Origin of the sequence: Neisseria sp. P0001.S007 (assembly GCF_051963655.1) — a bacterium.
Taxonomy (GTDB): Bacteria; Pseudomonadota; Gammaproteobacteria; order Burkholderiales; family Neisseriaceae; genus Neisseria; species Neisseria subflava_A.
In genome coordinates, this window is sequence record NZ_JBQCUB010000007.1 from 96,751 (window position 1) to 121,054 (window position 24,304).

Here is a 24,304-nt window from a genome sequence, read left to right on the forward strand (position 1 = left end):
GATTTTTCCCGTAAAATACAGTCTTGAATGTATTTGAACACCTCTTTTCAGACGGCCTGACCGTCTTATCACATTTGCAAAAACAATGATTAAAAAAATATTCTCATGGTTCGAGTCCCGCATCGACCCTTATCCAGAAGCCGCCCCGAAAACGCCAGAAAAAGGGTTGTGGCGGTTTATTTGGAGCAATATTGAAGGCGTGCGCAAATGGATTGCCGTGTTGGCCGTGTTTACGGTCGGCATCGGCATCATGGAAGCCTTGATGTTCCAGTTTATGGGCAAGGTGGTCGACTGGCTCGGCGCTTATACGCCGCAAACGCTTTTTGTTGAAAAAGGCCATGCATTAATCGGCATGATGGCCATGGTGGCATTTTTTGCCGTTTGGACCTTTTTCGCTTCCAATGTGCGCCTGCAAACCCTGCAAGGCGTGTTCCCCATGCGCCTGCGCTGGAATTTCCACCGCCTGATGTTGGGACAAAGCCTAGGCTTTTATCAGGACGAATTTGCCGGCCGCGTATCCGCCAAAGTCATGCAGACCGCGCTGGCGCTGCGCGATGTCGTGATGACCGTCGCCGATATGGTTGTGTATGTGCTGGTGTACTTCATCACTTCCGGTGTGATTCTGTCCTCATTCGATGCCTGGCTTATCGTGCCGTTTATCTGCTGGATGATTGGATTTGCCATGATTATGCGTTTCCTGATTCCCAAGCTCGGCAGAACCGCTGCGCGTCAGGCCGATGCGCGCTCGCTGATGACCGGCCGCATTACCGACGCCTATTCCAATATCGCCACCGTCAAACTCTTCTCCCACGGCGCACGCGAGGCCGCTTATGCCAAGCAGTCGATGGAAGAGTTTATGGTGACCGTCCATGCCCAAATGCGTTTGGCCACGCTGCTGCACACCTGCAGCTTTATCGTCAACAGCTCGCTGACCGTCGGCACGACCGCCTTGGGCATTTGGCTTTGGTATCACGGCCAAGTCGGCGTAGGCGCGGTAGCTACGGCCACGGCCATGGCATTGCGTGTGAACGGTTTGTCGCAATACATCATGTGGGAGTCTGCCCGATTGTTTGAAAACATCGGTACCGTCAACGACGGCATGGCCACCCTGTCCAAACCACACACCATCCTCGACAAGCCGCAAGCCCTGCCGCTGAAAGTCACCCGAGGCGAAATCAAGTTTGATCACGTCGATTTCTCCTACGAAGCAGGCAAACCGCTCCTCAACGGCTTTAATCTGAACATCAAACCCGGCGAAAAAGTCGGCTTGATCGGCCGCAGCGGCGCGGGTAAATCCACCATCGTCAACCTGCTCCTGCGTTTTTACGAACCGCAAAGCGGCACGATTTCGATCGACGGCCAAAACGTGGACAGCGTTACCCAAGAAAGTCTGCGCGCCCAAATCGGTTTGGTAACGCAAGATACCTCCCTGCTGCACCGCTCCGTCCGCGACAACATTATCTACGGCCGTCCCGATGCGACCGAAGCCGAAATGATTTCTGCCGCCGAACGCGCCGAGGCCACCGGTTTTATTCCTAACTTAAGCGATGCCAAAGGCCGACGCGGCTATGATGCACACGTTGGCGAACGCGGCGTGAAACTTTCCGGCGGCCAGCGCCAACGCATCGCCATCGCCCGCGTTATGCTCAAAGACGCGCCGATTCTGTTGCTTGACGAAGCCACCAGCGCGCTTGACTCCGAAGTCGAAGCAGCCATCCAAGAAAGCCTCGACAAAATGATGGAAGGCAAAACCGTGATTGCCATCGCTCACCGCCTCTCCACCATCGCCGCGATGGACCGCCTCATCGTCTTGGACAAAGGCCGCATCATCGAAGAAGGCAGCCACACCGAGTTGCTCGAGAAACAAGGTTTGTACGCCAAACTTTGGGCACACCAAAGCGGCGGCTTCTTGAGTGAGCATGTCGAGTGGGAAAACAATTAAACGCTTTGAAAGAAGATAAAAGGCCGTCTGAAAAAACAATAATTTATATCGTGCTTAATTTGATGTCATGAATTAAAATGGTTGGGTAATTCAACGATAATCTACGCTAACTTTAGAAGACAATATGAAACGATCTATCAAATATTTGAGTATGGCTGTACTTGCACTTACAACCAATGCATGGGCAGGAAGTGCAGAAGAAGAGTTGCTGAACGCATTTGTAAAATGTGATGCATCTATGTTTGATATCTTGAAAAACAAACAGGAGCCATTGAGCAAATATGCTCCGATTGAAAAAGTAGGCAAGACTGCACGTTTTCAGTTAGGTAGTGCCGATGAAGATGGGAAAAGACAGGTCATCTTCAATAAACCGATAATATTAAACGGCATACGTTTTGTTAGTTTCGATACAATATATTCGGAATTTCCATTTAATGAGACCGGTAAAAATCCTGTTTTTTATTTCTGGGGGTTTGAGGTCGAAGAAGCACGGGCTGCTGATTTGGTGGTCAAGTTCCCGCAATGGGGGTTGAAACCGATGGGTAAAAACTTCGCAACGCCTTCACAAATTATTATTAACAGTCACCAGTCTGTACGCTGGCAACCTAATATGCAAGCAACGACTGGTTCGATACCGGCGAAAAATACAGTAGAAAAATTGCTGATCTTGGAAGAGAGTAATGGTAAAACTTCTCTCTACTGCACTATTCAGGGTTATCCGAACGACAAATTGATTCGTCGTGAACGACTTGATCTAATCGGGGGAAAGTAAAATGAAAAAGTTAGCTGTTTTTTTGATGACAATTTGTTTACCAATCTCAGTATTTGCCGATAAGCCAAGATTTTTGCCGATGCTGTAGGATGCTCAGAGTCGTGTTTATGCAGATATGGAAAGTATCAAGAATCATCCTCACAATCCAAATTTGTTAGTATATGATGTGATAACTAATTTTGATGATACGGATAAAGATTTGGCAGGTACTTCCATGATAGAGAAGCACTATCTGGATTGTCTGAACAGGATTGATATTATGAATCCGGAGCCGGTAAAGATATACAGTCGTCATTTTGGAAAGGGGAAATTATTGCATGAGATCCCAAGGGAATCTGAACGGTTTGAAATGAAAGAGATTTCGATGATGAGTATACTATCTGCTACTGTGTGTAGTGTCGGCGGCCATAATTTTGGTGGTAATCCGAATGCTTTAGAAGATATGGGAAAAGCGTTGGATAAAATGGATAAGAAGAAAGATCGAAAAAGATAAATCTCAAGGCCGTCTGAAAACATTTTCAGACGGCCTTTATTAATGAAGCAAAGGGCAGGTGGGATAACCACCCTTTTTCAGTTGAAACCTTAGTTTTTTACAGACCTAGCGACCAAGCATTTTGGTGTTCGGACAAATCTTCCAAGCGGTTTTCGTAATGGGCGAAGATTTCTTCGATGATTTCGTCTTCGTCGTCGATGGTGCGGATTAAGTTCAAATCCTCTTCCAAAATCAGGTTTCTGCCCAGCAACTGCTCGCGTATCCAGTCCAACAGACCCGCCCAAAATGCTTTTCCCACTAAGATAATCGGGCGGTCGGGCGTTTTGCCGGTTTGCACCAAAGTCAGGCTTTCAAACAATTCGTCCAACGTGCCGAAACCGCCGGGCATGACGACATATGCCACAGCGTGTTTGACGAACATGACTTTGCGCGGGAAGAAGTGTTGGAATTTAATCGACAAATCCTGATACGGATTGGCTTTTTGCTCGTGCGGCAACACGATATTCAGCCCCACCGCCGGGCTTGCGCCTGCAAACGCGCCTTTGTTGGCCGCTTCCATAATGCCCGGTCCGCCGCCGGAAATTACCGAAAATCCGGCATCCGACAGTTTGCGCGCCAAGCGCAATGTGAACGCGTAGTCGGGATGGTTTTCAGGCGTGCGCGCGCTGCCGTAAATGCTGACGGCCGGCTGAATGGCGCGCAATTCTTCACCGGCTTCGACAAATTCGGAAATAATCTTCAATACATGATACGACTCGCGCGCCTGAATATCGCGGCGTGTTTCGTCGGGCAGCATGGGTTTAGGCAGTTTTTTGAGCAGGCTCACGGCTTTTCCTTCGTGTTTTTATGTGCAGTATTGTAACCCGAAAGAGGCGGGCCGTCTGAAAGTTGGGTTTCGGCGGCAAGTGTGCCTGCCACATTTTCAAAAGCCCGTTACAATATCTGCTTTTATTCAACTGCTCCGCCATGCTCGATATTATCCACCGTGACAGCCGCACCATTGCCGTCAACAAACCTGCTGGAATGCTGGTGCACCGTAGCTGGTTAGACAAACACGAAACCCGTTTTGCCGTGCAGACCCTGCGCGACCAAATCGGGCAGCACGTCTATCCCGTCCACCGCCTCGACCGCCCGACTTCCGGCGTCTTGCTGTTTGCCCTCGATACGGAAGCCGCACGGTTATTGACGCAGCAGTTTGAAAACAAAACCATCGAAAAAACTTATTGGGCGATTGTTCGCGGTCATCTGCCTTCAGACGGCCTGATTGATTACGCCCTCAAATATATGCCCGACAAAATCGCCGAAGCGCAGACCGAAGCCACATTGCAGGAAGCGCAAACCGCCTACCGTTGTCTGGCACAAACCGAGTTGCCGTTCCAATCCGCCCTGCGTTATCCGACCTCGCGTTATTCGTGGGCCGAACTCACGCCGCACACCGGCCGCAAACACCAACTCCGCCGCCATATGAAACACATTTTTCACCCCATCGTCGGCGACACCAACTACGGCGATTTGCGCCAAAACCATGCCGTTGCCAAACATATCGGCACGCAACGCTTAATGTTGCACGCGCAGAGCCTCAGTTTTCAAAGCATAGAAGACGGCAGCCGGATGACCGTACAAGCGCCGATAGACAACGACTGGCGGCTCTGGATGGAAAAATTCAAAACCGAGGCCGTCTGAAAATTCAAACCGCACATTTTCAGACGGCCCGGTCATGGAAAAAAACAGGCAAATCCCTTACAATACGCCCCTAAAATTTTGAAAGAACACAAGAATCATGGAAGCCGAAGTAATCAACCAGCTTAACAACACCCTAAACGACTTGGAGAAGCGCAGCGAAGACATCCGCGTCTATATGGACTATCAAGGCAAAAAAGACCGCCTTGAAGAAGTCGTCGGCCTCTCCGAAGACCCGGAACTGTGGAACGACCCCAAACGCGCCCAAGAAATCGGCAAAGAGCGCAAAATCCTCGAAGGCATCGTGGTAACCCTCGACAACATCGCCACAGGCATCGAAGACAACCGTATGTTGATCGAAATGGCTGTTGAAGAAAACGACGAAGAAGGTTTCGCCGCCGTGCAGGAAGACGTGGCCGGTTTGGAAAAACAAATGGCCGACCTCGAATTCAAACGGATGTTCAACCAGCCTGCCGACCCGAACAACTGCTTTATCGACATCACCGCAGGCGCGGGCGGTACCGAAGCGGAAGACTGGGCGGGTATGCTGTTCCGTATGTACAGCCGCTACGCCGAGCGCAAAGGCTTCAAAATCGAAATCCTTGAAGAAGACGACGGCGAAATTGCCGGTATCAACCGCGCCACCATCCGCGTGGAAGGCGAATACGCCTACGGCCTGCTGCGTACCGAAACCGGCGTTCACCGCCTGGTGCGCTACTCGCCGTTTGACTCCAATAACAAACGCCACACGTCGTTCTCGTCCGTGTTTGTTTACCCCGAAATCGACGACTCCATCGAAATCGAAATCAACCCCGCCGATTTGCGTATCGACACTTACCGCGCATCCGGTGCCGGCGGTCAGCACATTAACAAAACCGACTCCGCCGTGCGTATTACCCACGAGCCGACAGGGATTGTGGTGCAATGTCAAAACGACCGTTCGCAACACGCCAACAAAGCCGCCGCGATGGAAATGTTGAAATCCAAACTGTACGAATTGGAAATGCGCAAACGCAACGAAGAGAAACAGGCGTTGGAAGAAGGCAAGTCCGATGTGGGTTGGGGCAGCCAAATCCGTTCGTACGTCTTGGACTCCTCACGCATCAAAGACTTGCGTACAGGCTACGAAGTCGGCAACACCAAAGCCGTATTGGACGGCGACTTGGACGGCTTCATCGAAGCCAGCCTGAAACAAGGCGTGTAAACCGTAAAACATAAAATGCCGTCTGAAAGATTTCAGACGGCATTTTTCAGTTTGAAAGAAACATTATTTTGCAAATATTAAAACATGTTTTGCAAATGCAAAGATTGGCGGTAATATATAGTTTCTATAAAAATGATTGGTAGGTGCAATAGGCCGTCTGAAGCCTGATCCTGTCCGATATATTAGGAGAACTTATTAAATGTCCGGTCAAAAGCTGTCTTCTGCCGAGAAAACTTTCTTCGGCCATCCTTTGCAATTATCCACCCTATTCCATATTGAGCTGTGGGAGCGTTTTTCCTTCTACGGTATGCAGGGCATCCTGCTGATTTATCTGTATTACACCGCGAGTCAAGGCGGTTTGGGTATGGATAAAGCCTTGGCCGGCGGTATCGTTGGCGCGTACGGCGGCAGCGTTTACCTGTCCACCATTCTCGGCGCATGGTTGGCCGACCGCATTTGGGGTGCGGAGCGTACCCTGTTTATCGCCGGCATCGTCGTGATGACCGGCCATATTTTATTGGCGATTGTGCCGGGTTTGATGGGATTACTGCTGGGCTTGGTGTTTATCGCGCTGGGCAGCGGCGGCGTGAAATCGTCTGCCGGTTCGATGGTCGGTTCTTTGTATGAACGGGAAGACCTGCGCGAATTGCGCGATGCCGGTTTCTCTATTTTCTATATTTCCATCAATATCGGCGGCTTCTTAGGCCCGTTGTTGACCGGTATTTTGCAAGACAGGATGGGTTTCCATTACGGTTTCGGCGCGGCGGCCGTCGGCATGGCATTCGGCCTGCTGTGGTATTCGCGCGGCCGTAAAAACCTGCCGCATACGCCGGTTCCCAATCCGTTGCGTCCTGAAAAGGTGCAGACCGCCATGGCTGTCGGCGTGTTGCTGGTTTTGGTGTTGGGCAGCGTGATTGCTTCCGGCGCACTCACCCTTGAAAACTTTTCCCGCTGGCTCTTGGGCGTGGTTATCGTTACCGTCGTCGCTTATTTCGCGCGCCTGCTGGGCAGCAGTCACGTTGAAGCGGCCAATAAACGCTATATTGTGGCCTATATTCCGCTGTTTTTGACCATTTGTATGTTCTGGGCGGTTTGGTTTCAGGTGTACACCGTTGCAACGGTTTATTTTGACGAAACGGTGGACCGTACTTTCTTCGGCTTTACCGTGCCTGTTTCATGGAAAGATTCGATACAGGCCATGTGGGTGGTCCTCTTTTCCGGCGTGATGGCGGCGGTGTGGACGAAAATGGGCAAACGCCAACCTAAAACGCCGTTGAAGTTTGCACTGGCCATGTTGGTAACCGGCGTCTCTTATTTGAGTTTTATTCCGTATATTTCATCCGGAACCCCGATGCCGATTATCGTGTTTATGCTGGTGTTGCTGGCGATTACGATAGGCGAGCTGATGCTGTCGCCGATTTCGCTGTCGTTTTCCACCAAAATCGCACCGAGCATGTTCAAAACACAAATGGTTGCTTTGAATTTCTTGGCATTGTCCATCGGCTTTACCTTGGGCGGAGTGTTGTTTAAAGACTACTACAATGCTCAGTCGCCATTGGATTTCTACTGGATGCTGGCCACCATCGGCGCGGTAACCTGCGGTATCCTGTTGGTACTCGCCCCGGTATTGAACCGCATGCTCAAAGGTGTCGATTGATTTTTCCATTTAAATGGATGTGATGTACGCAGGCCGTCTGAAAAGAATCAGTTTTCAGACGGCCTGATGTTTTTATTGAGGTTTGGAAAAGGGCGGTTTTCCATATTTTTGAAGTAAATCGGACATGAGGAAAATCCGAATTAAATGATACATGATTAAACTGAAATTAAAATTGTGAAATATTAAATAAGAATAAGAATTGTTCTCATAACTTTATTGAATTTATTAGGGTTTTTTTACTGATTTGCTGATATTTACCTTTAAATGGCTTTTGAAATTCGATAAAATGGTAACCTATTTTTAAGATTTGTCTGTCAACCAGTTAGGTACGACCATGTTGGCCAGTTATTTTCCCGTCCTCGTATTCATCCTCGTCGGTCTTGCAGCCGGCGTGCTGTTTATCCTGCTCGGCACGATTTTAGGCCCGAAACGCCACTATGCCGAAAAAGACGTGGCTTACGAATGCGGTTTTGAAGCCTTTGAAAACGCAAGGATGAAATTCGACGTGCGCTATTACCTCGTCGCCATCCTCTTCATCCTGTTTGATTTGGAGGTCGCGTTCATGTTGCCGTGGGCAGTCGTGTTCAAAGATTTGGGCGCGTACGGCTTCTGGTCTATGCTGGTGTTTATCGTCGTTTTGACGGTAGGCTTTGTTTACGAATGGAAAAAAGGTGCGCTGGAATGGGAATAGAAGGCGTTTTGAAAAAAGGTTTCATCACCACCAGCGCGGATACGGTGTTGAACTATATGCGTACCGGTTCATTGTGGCCGGTTACTTTCGGCTTGGCCTGCTGCGCCGTGGAAATGATGCATGCGGGTATGGCGCGTTATGACCTTGACCGCTTCGGCATCATTTTCCGTCCGTCCCCACGTCAGGCCGACCTGATGATTGTGGCAGGTACGCTGACCAACAAAATGGCGCCAGCCCTGCGCCGCGTATACGACCAGCTCGCCGAGCCGCGCTGGGTATTGTCTATGGGTTCGTGTGCCAACGGCGGCGGCTATTATCACTATTCTTATTCCGTTGTGCGCGGCGCCGACCGCGTCGTGCCGGTAGACGTTTATGTGCCGGGTTGTCCGCCGACTGCGGAAGCCTTGATTTACGGCCTGATTCAGCTCCAACAAAAAATCAAGCGCACTTCCACCATCGCGCGTGACGAGTAAGGAGAGGACGATATGGCAAGCATTCAAAACTTATACGAGACCGTCATCGGCGTGCTTGGCGATCAGGCAAGCAAAGTCATTTCAGCTTTGGGCGAGATTACCGTCGAGTGTCTGCCCGAACACTATATTTCAGTCATGAACGCATTGCGCGACCATGAAGAGTTGCATTTCGAGCTTCTGGTCGACTTGTGCGGTGTCGATTACAGCACTTACAAAAACGAAGTATGGCAGGGCAAACGCTTTGCCGTCGTCAGTCAGCTGCTTTCCGTTAAAAACAATCAACGCATCCGCGTACGCGTCTGGGTTTCAGACGACGACTTCCCCATAGTCGAATCCGTCGTCGATATTTACAACAGCGCGGATTGGTACGAACGCGAAGCCTTCGATATGTACGGCATCATGTTCAACAACCACCCGGACTTGCGTCGCATCCTGACCGATTACGGCTTTGTCGGACATCCGTTCCGTAAAGACTTCCCGATTTCCGGCTATGTGGAAATGCGTTACGACGAAGAGCAAAAACGCGTGATTTACCAACCTGTTACCATTGAGCCGCGCGAGATCACGCCGCGTATCGTCCGTGAGGAGAACTACGGTGGCCAATAAATTAAGAAACTACACCATCAACTTCGGCCCGCAACACCCTGCGGCGCACGGCGTATTGCGTATGATTTTGGAGTTGGAAGGCGAAACCATCGTCCGCGCCGACCCGCATATCGGCCTCCTGCACCGCGGTACTGAAAAACTGGCTGAAACCAAAACCTACCTGCAAGCCCTGCCCTATATGGACCGCTTGGACTATGTTTCCATGATGGTCAACGAGCAGGCGTATTGTTTGGCAGTAGAAAAACTTGCCGGTATCGATGTGCCTATCCGCGCCCAATACATCCGCGTGATGTTTGCCGAAGTAACGCGCATCCTCAATCACTTGATGGGCATCGGTTCGCACGCATTCGACATCGGCGCGATGACCGCCATCCTTTACGCCTTCCGCGACCGCGAAGAGCTGATGGACTTGTACGAAGCCGTTTCCGGCGCGCGTATGCACGCAGCCTACTTCCGTCCCGGCGGCGTTTACCGCGACCTGCCCGACTTCATGCCTAAATACGAGAGCAGCAAATTTCGCAACGCCAAAGTATTGAAGCAGCTCAACGAATCCCGTGAAGGCACCATGCTCGACTTTATCGATGCCTTCTGCGAGCGTTTCCCGAAAAACATCGACACACTCGAAACCCTCCTGACCGACAACCGTATTTGGAAACAGCGTACCGTCGGCATCGGCGTTGTCACTCCTGAGCGCGCCATGCAAAAAGGCTTTACCGGCGTTATGTTGCGCGGTTCCGGCGTGGAATGGGACGTGCGTAAGACACAGCCTTACGAAGTGTACGACAAAATGGATTTCGACATCCCCGTCGGCATCAACGGCGACTGCTACGACCGCTACCTCTGCCGTATGGAAGAAATGCGTCAATCCGTACGCATCATCAAACAATGTTCCGAGTGGTTGCGTGTTAATCCGGGTCCGGTCATTACCACAAACCACAAATTCGCTCCGCCCAAACGTACCGAAATGAAAACAGGTATGGAAGACCTGATTCACCATTTCAAACTCTTTACCGAAGGTATGCACGTTCTCGAGGGCGAGACCTACACCGCTGTCGAACATCCGAAAGGCGAGTTCGGCGTTTACATCATTTCAGACGGCGCAAACAAACCCTACCGCCTGAAAATCCGCGCACCCGGCTTCGCCCATCTGCAAGGCATGGACGAAATGGCAAAAGGCCACATGCTGGCCGACGTCGTTGCCATCATCGGCACGCAAGACATCGTATTCGGGGAAGTGGACAGGTAAGCCGTAAAAAAAACAGCCTGCACTTTTCAGGCTGCCTGAAAGCTGGGCAAACAAATACGAGGAATATTAGAAATGAATTTTTGGCATATGCAGATGCATCCAACTGGCGAAATGGAATTTTCTGAAAACATTGATTGGATTTTAGAACACAAAAAAATCATCGGTTTGGGACAGTGGAAAGGCGGAGAAGGTCAAATTGCCGCATTTATCAATGAAATTCAGGTTAATGACATTGTTGCGCTAAAACGCGGTCAAGAATTGATTGCGCTTGTTCAAGTTACCGGCGGAGCATATAAGGTTACCGATGATGCAAATCCGGAAACTGCATGGATTGTGAACCGCCGTCCTATCCGCGTATTGGATTGGGCGATTGACCCAAAAATATTAAAACAGCCGCGCGGTACACTAAACCGCTGCGCCAATGATGATGTGGAAACCACTCAAACCATTAAACAATGGTATGAAGCCGTAGTGAAATCATTTGCAAAACGAAGAGTGGATTTAACCGTTTAAATTAGTCTTCAGGCAGTCTGAAACCTGCCCATCATTTTATCGAGAATAAAACCATGTTATCCGCACAATCGTTGCAACAAATCGACACAGAACTGGCCAAATACCCAGCTGATTGCCACCGCTCCGCCATTATGGGTGCGCTGCGTATTGCCCAGACCGAAAAAGGCTGGCTTGCTCCTGAGACCATCGCCTTTGTCGCAAACTATATCGGCATCTCGCCTGCACAAGCCTACGAAGTCGCTACTTTCTACAATATGTACGACCTTGAGCCTGTCGGCAAATACAAACTGACCGTTTGTACCAACCTGCCCTGCGCCCTGCGCGGCGGTATGGCTACCGGCGAATACCTCAAACAAAAACTCGGTATCGGCTACGGTGAAACCACGCCTGACGGCAAATTTACCCTTGTCGAAGGCGAATGTATGGGCGCATGCGGCGACGCTCCGGTTATGCTGGTCAACAACCACAGCATGTGCAGCTTTATGACCGAAGAAGCGATTGACAAGAAACTTGCCGAACTGAAATAAAAGGCCGTCTGAAAACAACGGCTGCAACCTATACGAAAACAAACAGGCACACCAAAAATGGCTATTTACCAATCAGGCGTGATTTTTGACCAAGTGGATACCGCCAATCCCGATTGCTGGACATTGGACGAATACGTCAAACGTGGCGGCTATACCGCCCTGCGTAAAATCCTGTCCGAAAACATCTCGCAAACCGATGTGATTGACGAAGTCAAAACCTCCGGTTTGCGCGGTCGTGGCGGTGCGGGCTTCCCGACCGGTTTGAAATGGAGCTTTATGCCCCGTTCCTTCCCGGGCGAAAAATATGTGGTTTGTAACACCGACGAAGGCGAGCCGGGTACATTTAAAGACCGCGACATCATCATGTTCAATCCTCATGCCTTGATTGAAGGCATGATTATTGCCGGTTACGCGATGGGTGCGAAAGCCGGCTACAACTATATCCACGGCGAAATTTTTGAAGGCTACCAACGTTTTGAGGCCGCTTTGGAGCAGGCGCGTGCCGCAGGCTTTTTGGGTAAAAATATTTTAGGCTCGGATTTTGAATTTGAACTCTTCGCCCACCACGGCTACGGCGCATATATTTGCGGCGAAGAAACCGCATTGCTCGAATCGCTGGAAGGCAAAAAAGGCCAGCCTCGCTTTAAGCCGCCATTCCCTGCTTCGTTCGGCCTGTACGGCAAACCGACTACCATCAACAATACTGAAACGTTCTCCTCTGTCCCCTTCATTATCCGCGACGGCGGACAGACATTTGCCGATAAAGGTATTCCGAATGCAGGCGGTACCAAATTATTCTGTATTTCCGGTCATGTCGAGCGTCCGGGTAACTATGAAGTGCCATTGGGTACGCCGTTTGCCGAAGTCTTAAAAATGGCGGGCGGTATGCGCGGCGGTAAAAAACTTAAAGCCGTTATTCCCGGCGGTTCGTCCGCGCCCGTGTTGCCTGCCGATATCATGATGCAGACCAATATGGACTATGACTCGATTTCCAAAGCAGGCTCGATGTTGGGTTCCGGCGCGATTATCGTCATGGACGAAGACGTGTGCATGGTGAAAGCCCTTGAGCGCCTGAGCTACTTCTACTACGACGAGTCTTGCGGCCAATGTACGCCTTGCCGAGAAGGTACAGGCTGGCTCTACCGCATCGTCCACCGCATCGTAGAAGGTAAAGGCCGCATGGAAGACTTGGATCTGCTGGATTCTGTCGGTAATCAAATGGCAGGCCGCACTATCTGCGCCCTTGCCGATGCCGCCGTCTTCCCAGTCCGCAGCTTTACTAAGCATTTCCGTGATGAGTTTGTGCATTACATCGAACACGGCGGACCGATGAAACCGAATAAGTGGTGCTAAGTTTTCAGACGGCCTCTAAAAGAATTATTTATTAAATACCCGTAACTAGGAACGAACCATGTTACAAATCGAAATCGACGGCAAACAGGTATCTGTGGAGCAGGGCGCGACGGTGATTGAAGCCGCGCACAAGCTCGGTACTTATATCCCGCATTTCTGTTACCACAAAAAACTTTCCATCGCCGCCAACTGCCGTATGTGTTTGGTGGACGTGGAAAAGGCCCCCAAACCCCTGCCCGCCTGTGCCACGCCGGTTACAGACGGCATGATTGTGCGTACGCATTCGGCAAAAGCCCGAGAGGCGCAAGAAGGCGTGATGGAGTTTCTGCTCATCAACCATCCGCTTGACTGTCCGACCTGCGACCAAGGCGGCGAATGCCAGTTGCAGGATTTGGCGATGGGCTACGGCAAAAATACCAGCCGTTATACCGAAGAAAAACGTTCCGTCGTCGGCAAAGACATGGGTCCTTTGATTTCCGCCGAGGAAATGAGCCGTTGTATCCACTGTACCCGTTGCGTTCGTTTCACTGAAGAAATCGCCGGCGTGCAAGAAATCGCTATGGCCAACCGCGGCGAACATTCCGAAATCATGCCCTTTATCGGTAAAGCAGTGGAAACCGAATTGTCGGGCAACGTCATCGATTTGTGTCCTGTCGGCGCATTGACCAGCAAACCGTTCCGCTTCAACGCGCGTACTTGGGAATTGAACCGCCGCAAATCCGTTTCCGCCCATGATGCTTTGGGCAGCAACCTGATTGTACAAACCAAAGACCATACCGTCCGCCGTGTGTTGCCGCTGGAAAACGAAGCCATCAACGAATGCTGGCTGTCCGACCGCGACCGTTTCTCCTACGAAGGCCTGTATCACGAAAGCCGTCTGAAAAACCCGAAAATCAAACAGGGCGGCGAGTGGATGGACGTGGATTGGAAAACCGCGTTGGAATATGTCCGCAGCGCGATTGAATGTATCGCCAAAGACGGCAACCAAAACCAAGTCGGCGTTTGGGCCAATCCGATGAATACGGTTGAAGAGCTGTATCTGGCCAAAAAACTTGCCGACGGTTTGGGCGTTAAAAACTTTGCCACCCGTTTGCGCCAACAAGACAAACGTCTTTCAGACGGCCTTAAAGGTGCGCAATGGTTGGGACAAAGCATTGAATCTTTGGCTGACAACGATGCCGTATTGGTAGTCGGTGCGAACTTGCGCAAAGAACAGCCGCTCCTTACCGCCCGCTTGCGCCGCGCCGCCAAAGACCGTATGGCCTTGAGCGTATTGGCCAGCAGTAAAGAAGAATTGTTTATGCCGCTTCTCTCTCAGGAAGCCGTACATCCCGACGAATGGGCAGGCCGTCTGAAAAACCTGTCTGCCAATGTGGAACACGCCGTTACTGCCAGCCTGAAAAACGCTGAAAAAGCAGCGGTGATTTTGGGCGCGGAAGTGCAAAACCATCCCGATTACGCCGCCATTTATGCCGCCGCGCAAGAGCTGGCAGATGCGACCGGCGCAGTGCTGGGCATTTTGCCGCAAGCTGCCAACAGCGTTGGTGCGGATGTCTTGAATGTAAACTCCGGCGAGAGCGTTGCCGAAATGGCAAATGCGCAGAAACAGGCAGTCTTGCTGCTCAACGTCGAGCCTGAAATCGATACGGTTGACGGTGCAAAAGCCGTAGCTGCCTTGAAACAGGCGAAAAGCGTGATGGCGTTTACACCGTTTGTCAGCGAAACGCTGCTGGATGTGTGCGACGTATTGTTGCCGATTGCGCCGTTTACCGAAACATCAGGCAGCTTCATCAATATGGAAGGCCGTCTGCAATCCTTCCATGGCGTGGTACAAGGCTTCGGCGATTCGCGTCCGATGTGGAAAGTATTGCGCGTATTGGGCAACCTGTTTGACCTGAAAGGTTTTGAATACCATGATACCGCTGCGATTCTGAAAGATGCGCTGGATGCAGAAAGTCTGCCGTCCAAACTGGACAACCGCAGCACATGGACAGGGGAGGGCGTTCAGACGGCCTCAGACCGCCTCGTCCGTGTCGGCGGCGTTGGTATTTATCATACTGATTCTATCGTGCGCCGTTCCGCACCGTTGCAAGAAACCAGCCATGCCGCCGTGCCTGCCGTGCGTGTAAATCCAAACACATTGGCGCGCTTGGGCCTGCAAGACGGACAAACCGCTGTCGCCAAACAAAACGGCGCAAGCGTATCGGTTGCCGTCAAAGCCGATGCCGGTTTGCCTGAAAACGTGGTGCATCTGCCGCTGCATACCGAAAATGCCGCGCTGGGTGCGTTGATGGACACTATTAAACTGGCGGGAGCTTGATCATGCAAGAATGGTTCCAAAACCTCTTTGCCGCAACGCTCGGTCTGGGCGATTTGGGTATCACCGTAGGTTTGGTGGTATCCGTCATCGTCAAAATCGTGATTATCTTGATTCCGCTGATTCTGACCGTTGCCTACCTGACGTATTTCGAACGTAAAGTCATCGGCTTTATGCAACTTCGTGTCGGCCCGAACGTGACCGGCCCGTGGGGTCTGATTCAGCCGTTTGCCGACGTGCTCAAACTCTTGTTTAAAGAGGTAACCCGTCCGAAGCTGTCAAACAAAGCCCTGTTCTACATCGGCCCGATTATGTCGCTTGCACCGTCTTTTGCGGCGTGGGCAGTGATTCCGTTCAACGAAGAATGGGTGCTGACCAACATCAATATCGGTCTTTTGTACATCCTGATGATTACCTCGCTGTCGGTTTACGGCGTGATCATCGCGGGCTGGGCTTCCAACTCCAAATATTCGTTCTTGGGCGCAATGCGTGCTTCCGCGCAAAGCATTTCCTACGAGATTGCCATGAGTGCCGCGCTGGTGTGCGTCGTGATGGTATCGGGCAGCATGAACTTCTCCGATATCGTTGCCGCGCAAGCCAAAGGTATTGCCGGCGGTTCGGTATTCTCTTGGAACTGGCTACCGCTCTTCCCCATCTTCATCGTTTATCTGATTTCCGCCGTTGCCGAAACCAACCGCGCACCGTTTGACGTGGCAGAGGGTGAATCTGAAATCGTTGCCGGTCACCACGTCGAATATTCCGGCTTCGCGTTCGCGCTGTTCTTCCTCGCCGAATACATTTTCATGATTCTGATTGCCGCGCTGACATCGCTGATGTTCCTCGGCGGCTGGTTGTCTCCGTTCCCACAAAGCTGGGGCTTTATCGGCACGCCTTCCGCATTCTGGATGTTCGTGAAAATGGCGGCTGTGCTGTACTGGTATCTGTGGATACGCGCAACCTTCCCGCGCTACCGTTACGACCAAATCATGCGTTTGGGCTGGAAAGTGCTGATTCCGATCGGCTTCGCCTATATCGTGATTTTGGGCGTGTGGATGATTTCACCGCTGAATTTGTGGAAATAGGGCAGGGAGGCCGTCTGAAAGTTTTCAGGTAGCCTGAACCCCAAATTTTTAACCGTTTCAAACCGAGAGAAACCGATGAAAGCTCAATGCCTGTGCGGCGCAGTATCACTGGAAACCGCCGAAAACCGCGAACTCCACGCCTGCCATTGCGGGAAATGCCGCACATGGGGCAGCGGCGCGTCTTTTACTTTGGCCGCCCGGTCGCCCGAAATCACAGGCAGCGAGCACATCGCGCATTATCAGTCGTCCGAATGGGCGCAACGCTGTTTTTGCAAACACTGCGGCACACACCTGTTTGTGCAGGTTGGCAACGATTATTACATCAACGCCGGGCTGTTTGCCGACAACGCGGGCTTTGAAACTACCTCACAAATCTTTATTGATTGCAAAGCTCCGTATTATGACTTGGCCAACGATACCCCGAAGCTGACCGAAGCCGAGTTTTTAGAAATGGTGGGCGCGGCAGGTTAAAAAAACCGCTTTCAGACGGCCTGTAAACAGAACAATCCGAAAAGAGCATCCGAAAATGGCTAATTTAGTAAAAACCTTCCTGCTGGGCGAATTGGTGAAAGGCATGGGCGTAACGCTCAAAAACTTCTTCGCCCGCAAAGACACGATTTACTTCCCCGAAGAAAAAACGCCGCAATCCGTGCGTTTCCGCGGCCTGCACGCGCAACGCCGTTATCCGAACGGCGAAGAGCGCTGTATTGCGTGTAAATTGTGCGAGGCAGTTTGTCCGGCAATGGCGATTAACATTGAATCGGAAGAACGCGAAGACGGCACCCGCCGCACCAAGCGTTACGACATCGACCTGACCAAGTGCATCTTCTGCGGTTTCTGCGAAGAGGCCTGCCCGACCGATGCGATTGTGGAAACCCATATTTTTGAATACCACGGCGAGAAAAAAGGCGACTTGCACATGACCAAGCCGATTCTTTTGGCCATTGGCGATAAATACGAAGCTGAAATCGCCAAACGCAAAGCCGCCGACGCGCCGTATCGTTAAGGAGCAGACGAATGACTTTTTCCGCGATTCTGTTCTATATTCTTGCCGCTATCGTCTTATACGGCGCGCTGCGTACCGTTACCGCGAAAAACCCTGTCCACGCCGCTTTGCATCTGGTGCTGACCTTCTGCGTGAGCGCGATGATTTGGATGCTGATGCAGGCTGAGTTTTTGGGCGTTACGCTGGTGGTCGTGTATGTCGGCGCTGTGATGGTGCTGTTCCTGTTTGTCGTGATGATGTTGAACATCGACATTGAAGAAATGCGTGCCGGTTTCTGGCGTCATGCGCCGGTTGCTGGCGTTGTCGGCACATTGTTGGCAGTTGCCCTGATTCTGATTCTGGTCAACCCGAAAACCGACCTGGCCGCATTTGGTCTGATGAAAGACATTCCGGCCGATTACAACAATATCCGCGATTTGGGCAGCCGTATTTATACCGACTATCTGTTGCCGTTTGAATTGGCGGCGGTATTGCTGCTGTTGGGTATGGTGGCCGCGATTGCGCTGGTTCACCGTAAAACCACCAATCCGAAACGCATGGATCCTGCCGACCAAGTTAAAGTACGCGCCGACCAAGGCCGTATGCGCTTGGTGAAAATGGAAGCCGTGAAACCACAAACCGAATCTGCGGAAGAAAACGAAGTTTCAGACGACCTCAAGCCGAAAGAGGAGGGCAAAGCATGATTACCTTGACGCATTATTTGGTATTGGGCGCGCTCCTGTTCGGTATCAGCGCGATGGGCATCTTTATGAACCGCAAAAACGTGCTGGTATTGTTGATGTCCATCGAGCTGATGCTTTTGGCGGTAAACTTCAACTTTATCGCCTTCTCGCAACATTTGGGCGATACCGCCGGACAAATTTTCGTATTCTTCGTATTGACCGTTGCCGCTGCCGAATCTGCCATCGGTTTGGCGATTATGGTATTGGTGTACCGTAACAGAAAAACAATCAACGTTGCCGATTTGGATGAGTTGAAAGGGTAATCATGAACGACATGACTTTATATTTGGTAATTGCCCTTGTGCCTTTGGCAGGCTCGTTGATTGCGGGTTTGTTCGGCAACAAAATCGGACGTGCCGGCGCGCATACGGTTACGATACTCGGCGTAGCGGTGTCTGCCGTGCTGTCGGCTTATGTGCTGTGGGGATTCCTCAATGGCAGCCGCGCCAAGTTTGACGAAAACGTCTATACCTGGCTGACAATGGGCGGTTTGGATTTCTCCGTCGGCTTCTTGGTCGATACGATGACGGCGATGATGATGGTCGTGGTCACCGGCGTATCGCTGATGGTGCATATCTATACCATTGGCTATATGCACGATGAAAAAGTCGGCTACCAACGCTTCTTCAGCTATATTTCTTTGTTTACTTTCAGCATGTTGATGCTGATTATGAGCAACAACTTCATCCAGCTCTTCTTCGGCTGGGAGGCTGTGGGCTTGGTGTCGTATCTCTTGATCGGTTTCTATTTCAAACGTCCAAGCGCAACATTTGCCAACCTGAAAGCCTTTTTGATCAACCGTGTCGGCGACTTCGGCTTTTTGCTCGGTATCGGTTTGGTGCTTGCCTATTTCGGCGGCAGCCTGCGCTATCAAGATGTATTCGCTTATCTGCCTAATGTTCAGACGGCCACTATCCAACTGTTCCCCGGTGTGGAATGGTCTTTGATTACTGTAACCTGTTTACTCCTGTTTGTCGGTGCGATGGGTAAATCTGCACAATTCCCGCTGCACGTCTGGCTGCCTGATTCGATGGAAGGCCCGACACCGATTTCCGCGTTGATTCACGCCGCAACCATGGTTACCGCCGGTCTGTTCATGGTATCGCGTATGTCTCCGATTTATGAGATGAGCAGCACTGCGCTGTCTGTCATCATGGTAATCGGTGCGATTACTGCCCTGTTTATGGGTTTCTTGGGCGTGATTCAAAACGACATCAAACGTGTGGTTGCGTATTCTACCCTGTCGCAACTGGGCTACATGACCGTGGCTCTGGGCGCGTCCGCCTATTCCGTGGCGATGTTCCATGTGATGACTCACGCTTTCTTTAAAGCCTTGCTGTTCTTGGCTGCAGGTAGCGCGATTATCGGTATGCACCATGACCAAGATATGCGCCACATGGGCAACCTGAAAAAATACATGCCGATTACTTGGCTGACCATGCTGATCGGTAACTTGTCGCTGATCGGTACGCCATTCTTCTCCGGCTTCTATTCCAAAGATTCGATTATCGAAGCAGCGAAATACAGCACCCTGCCGGGTAGCGGCTTTGCTTATTTTGCCGTCCTCGCCAGCGTGTTTGTTACTGCGTTCTACGCGTTCCGCCAATACTTTATGGTGTTCCACGGCGAAGAGAAATGGCGCAACCTGCCTGAGCATCATGACGATCATCATGGCGAAGAACATCACGGCTTGGGCAAAAACGACAATCCGCACGAAAGCCCGCTGGTTGTTACCCTGCCTTTGATTTTGCTGGCCATTCCGTCCGTCATCATCGGCTATGTTGCCATCGAGCCTATGCTTTACGGCGATTTCTTCAAAGACGTGATTTTCGTCAACGCCGACGCGCATCCGACTATGCACATCATGAAGGAAGAGTTCCACGGCGCATTGGCAATGGTGTCGCACAGCCTGCATTCGCCTGTACTCTACCTCGCTATCGCAGGTGTCTTGAGCGCATGGCTTTTGTACGTCAAACTGCCGCACCTGCCTGCGAAAATTGCACAGGCGTTCCGTCCGGTTTACGTTTTGTTTGAAAACAAATACTACCTCGACGCCCTGTATTTCAACGTCTTCGCTAAAGGCACGCGCGCATTGGGTACTTTCTTCTGGAAAGTCGGCGATACCGCCATTATCGACAACGGTATTGTCAACGGCTCCGCCAAACTGGTTGGCGCGATTGCCGCGCAAGTGCGTAAAGCCCAAACCGGCTTTATCTACACCTATGCCGCCGCTATGGTATTTGGCGTATTGGTACTGCTCGGCATGACCTTCTGGGGATTGTTCCGATAAGAATAAGGTTTTAGACGGCCTTAAACCTTCAGGCCGTCTGAAACGAAGAAATATCCACATAAACACATTTTTATTTTAACCACAGGTTAACCACTATGTTTTCCAACTACCTACTCAGCTTGGCAATATGGATACCCATCGCCGCAGGTGTGCTGGTTTTGGCGACCGGTAAAGACAGCCGTGCGCCGCTGGCGCGTGTGCTTGCCTTCATGGGTGCGCTTGCCGGTTTCTTGGTAACGCTGCCCCTGTTTACCGGTTTCGACCGTTTGAGCGGCGGCTATCAATTTACCGAGTTCCACGAGTGGATTCCGCTTCTGAAAATCAACTATGCATTGGGCGTGGACGGTATTTCAGTGCTCTTTATCATCTTGAATGCGTTTATTACGCTGTTGGTGGTATTGGCCGGTTGGGAAGTCATTCAGAAACGTCCGGCGCAGTATATGGCGGCATTCCTGATGATGTCGGGTTTGATTAACGGCGCGTTTGCCGCGCAGGATGCGATTCTGTTTTATGTGTTCTTCGAGGGTATGCTGATTCCGCTGTACCTGATTATCGGTGTATGGGGTGGCCCGCGTCGTGTCTATGCATCGGTTAAGCTGTTCCTCTATACGCTGATGGGTTCGCTCTTGATGCTGGTTGCCATGGTTTACCTGTACTATCAAACAGGCAGCTTCTCTATTGTTGATTTCCAAAACATCAAACAGATTCCGTTGGGCGTACAACAGCTTTTGTTTGTGGCGTTCTTCCTGTCATTTGCCGTAAAAGTGCCGATGTTCCCTGTGCACACTTGGTTGCCGGATGCCCACGTTGAAGCGCCAACCGGCGGTTCGATGGTGTTGGCGGCAATTACGCTGAAACTGGGTGCGTATGGCTTCTTGCGCTTTATCCTGCCGATTATGCCGGATGCGGCACGCTATTTTGCCCCTGTGATCATCGTATTGAGCCTGATTGCCGTGATTTACATCGGTATGGTGGCTTTGGTGCAAACCGATATGAAAAAACTGGTGGCGTACTCTTCCATCAGCCATATGGGTTTTGTCACTTTGGGTATGTTCCTGTTTGTGAACGGCCAACTGAATGATTGGGCATTGAAAGGCGCAATCATTCAAATGATTTCCCACGGTTTCGTGTCTGCCGCGATGTTTATGTGTATCGGCGTGATGTACGACCGCCTGCATACCCGCAATATTGCCGATTATGGCGGCGTGGTCAATGTGATGCCTAAGTTTGCGGCGTTTATGATGTTGTTCGGTATGGCCAATGCCGGTCTGCCTGCAACTTCCGGCTTCGTGGGCGAGTTTATGGTGATTATGGGAGCGGTTAAAGTGAATTTCTGGGTAGGCGCGTTGGCTGCTATGACCTTGATTTACGGTGCGTCTTATACCCTGTGGATGTACAAACGCGTTATTTTTGGTGCGATCCACAATCCGCACGTTGCCGAAATGAAAGACATCAATTGCCGCGAATTTGCGATTTTGGCGATTCTGGCGGTTGCTGTATTGGGCATGGGTCTGTATCCGCAAGCATTTATCGAAGTGGTGCATCAAGCGGCAAACGATTTGATTGCCCATGTGGCACAAAGCAAGATTTGAGGTGTGTAAATGAACTGGTCTGATTTGAATTTAATGCCCGCCATGCCCGAAATCGTGCTGCTTGCGCTATTGGGTGTCGTATTGCTGGCAGACTTGTGGATTTGCGATAAAAACCGCTATCTGACCCATCTGATGAGTTTGGGAACGGTCATTATTGTGGCCGTCACCCAATTAGCAGTATGGGAGCAGGGCAGTGTCGATGCCTTTCACGGTATGTATATTGCAGACGGCATGTCCCGTTTGGCAAAACTGGTGCTGTATGCACTGACGTTTGGTCTGTTTATTTACAGTAAACCGTACAACCAAGACCGCCAAATCTTCAAAGGCGAGTTTTATACCTTGTCACTGTTTGCCCTGTTGGGTATGAGCGTCATGGTCAGCTCGGCACATTTCTTGACTGCGTATATCGGTTTGGAATTGTTGTCTTTATCGCTGTACGCCATGATTGCCCTGCGCCGTGATTCCGGCCGCTCTGCCGAGGCCGCGCTGAAATACTTCGTATTGGGCGCGTTGGCCTCCGGCTTGCTGCTTTATGGTATTTCCATGGTTTACGGCGCCACCGGTTCTCTTGATTTTGCTTCCGTCTTGGCTTCTGCTTTCAATGATCAGGCCAATGAGTGGTTGTTGAAGTTGGGTATGGTGTTTATTGTAGTCGCGATTGCATTTAAATTGGGTGCAGTTCCATTCCATATGTGGGTACCCGATGTGTACGATGGCGCGCCGACTTCTGTTACCGCCTTTGTGGGTACGGCTCCGAAAATCGCCGCCGTTGTCTTTGCATTCCGTATCCTTGTTACCGGCATGGGTACCATACATTCAGACTGGGCGCCGATGTTGGCCATTCTTGCCGTTGCTTCTTTGGTGGTCGGTAACCTTGCTGCCATTATGCAAACCAATATCAAACGTATGCTTGCTTACTCCACCGTATCGCACATGGGCTTTATCCTGTTGGCGTTTATGGCAGGCGCAGTCGGCTTTACCGCAGGTTTGTATTACGCCATTACCTATGCTGTGATGGCGGCAGTCAGCTTCGGTGTTTTGATGGTATTGTCTACCAAAGACATTGAGTGTGAAGACATCAAAGACCTCGCAGGCCTCAACCAACGCCATGCATGGTTTGCCTTCCTGATGTTGCTGTCTATGTTCTCCATGGCAGGTATTCCGCCGCTGATGGGTTTTTACGCCAAGTTCGGCGTGATTATGGCACTCTTGAAACAAGGCTATGTTTGGTTGTCTGTATTTGCCGTCATCATGTCTCTGATTGGCGCGTTCTACTACCTGCGCGTGGTCAAAGTCATCTACTTCGATGCGCCTGATCATGACCAGCCGGTCGGCAGTAACTATGCCGCCAAATTTGTCCTGACGGTCAATGCCTTCCTGTTGCTCCTCTGGGGTATCATGCCTCAAACCGTTATCGACTGGTGTGCCAAAGCATTGGAAAATACCCTGTAAGCTTTAAACAAAACCAACGGCGGCTGTTCCAAAGTCGCCGTTTTTGTTAGGATTAGCATTCGGATGAAATATACCCAAGTTCAGACGGCCTCAAGCCTTTGAACAATCATCAAGCAGGTATCATCAAGATATTGAATATTCCACGGATAATGATGGGCAAGAATGCCCATTTAACATGTTAAAATCACACGCAGGCCGTCTGAAAACAGAAAGACCATCATGACCGCATCCATGTACATTCTTTTGCTGTTGGCACTTATCTTTGCCAACGTACCCTTTATTACCACCAAATTTTTCGGCATCATTGCCTTGAAACGCAAACACATCGGCCATCACTTGATCGAATTGCTGGCAGGCTTCCTGCTTACCGCGATTCTCGCCTATATCCTCGAATCGCGCGCAGGAGCCGTACATGCCCAAGATTGGGAGTTTTACGCGACAGTTGTCTGCCTCTACCTGATTTTTGCCTTCCCATGCTTCGTATGGCGTTACTTTTGGAATGAGCGGAATAGAGAGTAGGAATTGGATTTAAATAAGGAAAAGGCCGTCTGAAAGATTTTCAGACGGCCTTTATTTTGTTTGATGTTAAATATCGGTTAGAAAACAAGGCTGAGACCTTTGCAAAATTCCTTTCCCCCAACAGCCGAAACCTAAACACAGGTTTTCGGCTGTTTTTGTTTCGAATA

23 protein-coding genes and 1 pseudogene are annotated in these 24,304 nt (G+C 50.8%); 23 read left to right on the forward strand and 1 reads right to left on the reverse strand.

From position 1 onward, the window contains the following. Window positions 1-85: 85 nt before the first annotated feature. From ACTHRE_RS07660 to ACTHRE_RS07670, 3 genes and pseudogenes are all read left to right on the forward strand, one after another. A complete protein-coding gene (locus tag ACTHRE_RS07660) occupies window positions 86-1,942 on the forward strand; it encodes an ABC transporter ATP-binding protein (RefSeq protein WP_377073465.1) in 1,857 nt (618 codons plus the stop codon). A gap of 124 nt (window positions 1,943-2,066) precedes the next feature. Then, window positions 2,067-2,714, forward strand: coding sequence for a hypothetical protein (locus tag ACTHRE_RS07665; protein ID WP_070712387.1), 648 nt, complete (start codon window positions 2,067-2,069; stop codon window positions 2,712-2,714). A gap of 103 nt (window positions 2,715-2,817) precedes the next feature. Next, window positions 2,818-3,207 (forward strand): annotated as a pseudogene (locus ACTHRE_RS07670) (surface-adhesin E family protein); the annotation flags it as partial. Between the two features lie 97 nt (window positions 3,208-3,304). Here ACTHRE_RS07670 and ACTHRE_RS07675 read toward each other — a convergent pair. After that, on the reverse strand, window positions 3,305-4,033 hold the full coding sequence (locus ACTHRE_RS07675) for a TIGR00730 family Rossman fold protein (protein ID WP_440344932.1): 729 nt from the start codon (window positions 4,031-4,033) through the stop codon (window positions 3,305-3,307). A gap of 140 nt (window positions 4,034-4,173) precedes the next feature. Here ACTHRE_RS07675 and truC point away from each other — a divergent pair, with 140 nt between their 5' ends. The 20 genes from truC to ACTHRE_RS07775 all read left to right on the forward strand — a co-directional run bounded on the left by truC (window position 4,174) and on the right by ACTHRE_RS07775 (window position 24,137). After that, the gene (gene truC, locus ACTHRE_RS07680; protein ID WP_440344931.1) at window positions 4,174-4,890 is read left to right on the forward strand and encodes a tRNA pseudouridine(65) synthase TruC; all 717 of its coding nucleotides are present in this window, start codon (window positions 4,174-4,176) and stop codon (window positions 4,888-4,890) included. Window positions 4,891-4,987: 97 nt separating this feature from the next. Then, a complete protein-coding gene (gene prfB, locus ACTHRE_RS07685) occupies window positions 4,988-6,091 on the forward strand; it encodes a peptide chain release factor 2 (RefSeq protein WP_003681666.1) in 1,104 nt (367 codons plus the stop codon). Window positions 6,092-6,290: 199 nt separating this feature from the next. Further along, window positions 6,291-7,748, forward strand: a complete 1,458-nt coding sequence (locus ACTHRE_RS07690; protein ID WP_003747865.1) for an oligopeptide:H+ symporter — start codon at window positions 6,291-6,293, stop codon at window positions 7,746-7,748. Window positions 7,749-8,082: 334 nt separating this feature from the next. Continuing rightward, window positions 8,083-8,439: an NADH-quinone oxidoreductase subunit A gene (locus ACTHRE_RS07695; RefSeq protein ID WP_377073462.1), complete on the forward strand. Its 357-nt coding sequence runs from the start codon at window positions 8,083-8,085 to the stop codon at window positions 8,437-8,439. Further along, the gene (locus ACTHRE_RS07700; protein ID WP_002215610.1) at window positions 8,430-8,912 is read left to right on the forward strand and encodes a NuoB/complex I 20 kDa subunit family protein; all 483 of its coding nucleotides are present in this window, start codon (window positions 8,430-8,432) and stop codon (window positions 8,910-8,912) included. Before ACTHRE_RS07695 ends, ACTHRE_RS07700 begins: the two co-directional genes overlap by 10 nt. Window positions 8,913-8,924: 12 nt before the next feature. Further along, window positions 8,925-9,518 (forward strand): NADH-quinone oxidoreductase subunit C, encoded by a 594-nt coding sequence (locus ACTHRE_RS07705; RefSeq protein WP_377073460.1) that lies wholly within the window; start codon window positions 8,925-8,927, stop codon window positions 9,516-9,518. Further along, the gene (gene nuoD / locus ACTHRE_RS07710) at window positions 9,508-10,764 is read left to right on the forward strand and encodes an NADH dehydrogenase (quinone) subunit D (RefSeq protein WP_049335746.1); all 1,257 of its coding nucleotides are present in this window, start codon (window positions 9,508-9,510) and stop codon (window positions 10,762-10,764) included. The genes ACTHRE_RS07705 and nuoD overlap by 11 nt, the downstream gene beginning before the upstream one ends. A 72-nt stretch (window positions 10,765-10,836) precedes the next feature. Continuing rightward, window positions 10,837-11,277 carry a hypothetical protein gene (locus ACTHRE_RS07715; RefSeq protein WP_049335747.1) on the forward strand — a complete coding sequence of 147 codons (441 nt, stop codon included), beginning with the start codon at window positions 10,837-10,839 and terminating at the stop codon, window positions 11,275-11,277. Between the two features lie 53 nt (window positions 11,278-11,330). Then, window positions 11,331-11,804: an NADH-quinone oxidoreductase subunit NuoE gene (gene nuoE, locus ACTHRE_RS07720; protein ID WP_049335750.1), complete on the forward strand. Its 474-nt coding sequence runs from the start codon at window positions 11,331-11,333 to the stop codon at window positions 11,802-11,804. 57 nt (window positions 11,805-11,861) lie between these two features. Continuing rightward, complete coding sequence (gene nuoF, locus ACTHRE_RS07725; RefSeq protein WP_049335752.1) at window positions 11,862-13,157, forward strand: NADH-quinone oxidoreductase subunit NuoF; 1,296 nt, start codon at window positions 11,862-11,864, stop codon at window positions 13,155-13,157. A 58-nt stretch (window positions 13,158-13,215) separates the two neighbouring features. After that, on the forward strand, window positions 13,216-15,477 hold the full coding sequence (nuoG, locus tag ACTHRE_RS07730) for an NADH-quinone oxidoreductase subunit NuoG (RefSeq protein ID WP_377073455.1): 2,262 nt from the start codon (window positions 13,216-13,218) through the stop codon (window positions 15,475-15,477). A gap of 2 nt (window positions 15,478-15,479) precedes the next feature. After that, window positions 15,480-16,556 carry an NADH-quinone oxidoreductase subunit NuoH gene (nuoH, locus tag ACTHRE_RS07735; RefSeq protein ID WP_377073453.1) on the forward strand — a complete coding sequence of 359 codons (1,077 nt, stop codon included), beginning with the start codon at window positions 15,480-15,482 and terminating at the stop codon, window positions 16,554-16,556. Between the two features lie 75 nt (window positions 16,557-16,631). Then, window positions 16,632-17,027 carry a GFA family protein gene (locus ACTHRE_RS07740; protein ID WP_003676990.1) on the forward strand — a complete coding sequence of 132 codons (396 nt, stop codon included), beginning with the start codon at window positions 16,632-16,634 and terminating at the stop codon, window positions 17,025-17,027. 55 nt (window positions 17,028-17,082) lie between these two features. Further along, entirely contained in the window at window positions 17,083-17,562 is a 480-nt protein-coding gene (gene nuoI / locus ACTHRE_RS07745) for an NADH-quinone oxidoreductase subunit NuoI (protein WP_002216341.1), read from the forward strand. Window positions 17,563-17,573: 11 nt separating this feature from the next. Beyond that, the gene (locus ACTHRE_RS07750) at window positions 17,574-18,245 is read left to right on the forward strand and encodes an NADH-quinone oxidoreductase subunit J (RefSeq protein WP_039404433.1); all 672 of its coding nucleotides are present in this window, start codon (window positions 17,574-17,576) and stop codon (window positions 18,243-18,245) included. After that, window positions 18,242-18,547: an NADH-quinone oxidoreductase subunit NuoK gene (gene nuoK / locus ACTHRE_RS07755; protein ID WP_003759427.1), complete on the forward strand. Its 306-nt coding sequence runs from the start codon at window positions 18,242-18,244 to the stop codon at window positions 18,545-18,547. Before ACTHRE_RS07750 ends, nuoK begins: the two co-directional genes overlap by 4 nt. 2 nt (window positions 18,548-18,549) lie before the next feature. Beyond that, window positions 18,550-20,574, forward strand: a complete 2,025-nt coding sequence (gene nuoL, locus ACTHRE_RS07760; protein WP_377073448.1) for an NADH-quinone oxidoreductase subunit L — start codon at window positions 18,550-18,552, stop codon at window positions 20,572-20,574. A 95-nt stretch (window positions 20,575-20,669) separates the two neighbouring features. Beyond that, window positions 20,670-22,166 carry an NADH-quinone oxidoreductase subunit M gene (locus tag ACTHRE_RS07765; protein WP_070461043.1) on the forward strand — a complete coding sequence of 499 codons (1,497 nt, stop codon included), beginning with the start codon at window positions 20,670-20,672 and terminating at the stop codon, window positions 22,164-22,166. A gap of 9 nt (window positions 22,167-22,175) precedes the next feature. Then, entirely contained in the window at window positions 22,176-23,618 is a 1,443-nt protein-coding gene (gene nuoN / locus ACTHRE_RS07770) for an NADH-quinone oxidoreductase subunit NuoN (protein WP_377073446.1), read from the forward strand. A 219-nt stretch (window positions 23,619-23,837) separates the two neighbouring features. Beyond that, on the forward strand, window positions 23,838-24,137 hold the full coding sequence (locus ACTHRE_RS07775; RefSeq protein WP_377073445.1) for a DUF2818 family protein: 300 nt from the start codon (window positions 23,838-23,840) through the stop codon (window positions 24,135-24,137). Window positions 24,138-24,304: the final 167 nt, after the last annotated feature.

Coding starts and splice junctions, on each gene's coding strand:
- truC (WP_440344931.1), top strand. CDS start 4,174: ATGCTCGATATTATCCACCGTGACAGCCGCACCATTGCCGTCAACAAA.
- ACTHRE_RS07665 (WP_070712387.1), top strand. CDS start 2,067: ATGAAACGATCTATCAAATATTTGAGTATGGCTGTACTTGCACTTACA.
- ACTHRE_RS07750 (WP_039404433.1), top strand. CDS start 17,574: ATGACTTTTTCCGCGATTCTGTTCTATATTCTTGCCGCTATCGTCTTA.
- ACTHRE_RS07690 (WP_003747865.1), top strand. CDS start 6,291: ATGTCCGGTCAAAAGCTGTCTTCTGCCGAGAAAACTTTCTTCGGCCAT.
- nuoH (WP_377073453.1), top strand. CDS start 15,480: ATGCAAGAATGGTTCCAAAACCTCTTTGCCGCAACGCTCGGTCTGGGC.
- ACTHRE_RS07695 (WP_377073462.1), top strand. CDS start 8,083: ATGTTGGCCAGTTATTTTCCCGTCCTCGTATTCATCCTCGTCGGTCTT.
- ACTHRE_RS07700 (WP_002215610.1), top strand. CDS start 8,430: ATGGGAATAGAAGGCGTTTTGAAAAAAGGTTTCATCACCACCAGCGCG.
- nuoK (WP_003759427.1), top strand. CDS start 18,242: ATGATTACCTTGACGCATTATTTGGTATTGGGCGCGCTCCTGTTCGGT.
- ACTHRE_RS07705 (WP_377073460.1), top strand. CDS start 8,925: ATGGCAAGCATTCAAAACTTATACGAGACCGTCATCGGCGTGCTTGGC.
- ACTHRE_RS07715 (WP_049335747.1), top strand. CDS start 10,837: ATGAATTTTTGGCATATGCAGATGCATCCAACTGGCGAAATGGAATTT.
- ACTHRE_RS07775 (WP_377073445.1), top strand. CDS start 23,838: ATGACCGCATCCATGTACATTCTTTTGCTGTTGGCACTTATCTTTGCC.
- ACTHRE_RS07765 (WP_070461043.1), top strand. CDS start 20,670: ATGTTTTCCAACTACCTACTCAGCTTGGCAATATGGATACCCATCGCC.
- ACTHRE_RS07740 (WP_003676990.1), top strand. CDS start 16,632: ATGAAAGCTCAATGCCTGTGCGGCGCAGTATCACTGGAAACCGCCGAA.
- nuoI (WP_002216341.1), top strand. CDS start 17,083: ATGGCTAATTTAGTAAAAACCTTCCTGCTGGGCGAATTGGTGAAAGGC.
- nuoL (WP_377073448.1), top strand. CDS start 18,550: ATGAACGACATGACTTTATATTTGGTAATTGCCCTTGTGCCTTTGGCA.
- nuoN (WP_377073446.1), top strand. CDS start 22,176: ATGAACTGGTCTGATTTGAATTTAATGCCCGCCATGCCCGAAATCGTG.
- ACTHRE_RS07660 (WP_377073465.1), top strand. CDS start 86: ATGATTAAAAAAATATTCTCATGGTTCGAGTCCCGCATCGACCCTTAT.
- nuoF (WP_049335752.1), top strand. CDS start 11,862: ATGGCTATTTACCAATCAGGCGTGATTTTTGACCAAGTGGATACCGCC.
- nuoE (WP_049335750.1), top strand. CDS start 11,331: ATGTTATCCGCACAATCGTTGCAACAAATCGACACAGAACTGGCCAAA.
- nuoG (WP_377073455.1), top strand. CDS start 13,216: ATGTTACAAATCGAAATCGACGGCAAACAGGTATCTGTGGAGCAGGGC.
- prfB (WP_003681666.1), top strand. CDS start 4,988: ATGGAAGCCGAAGTAATCAACCAGCTTAACAACACCCTAAACGACTTG.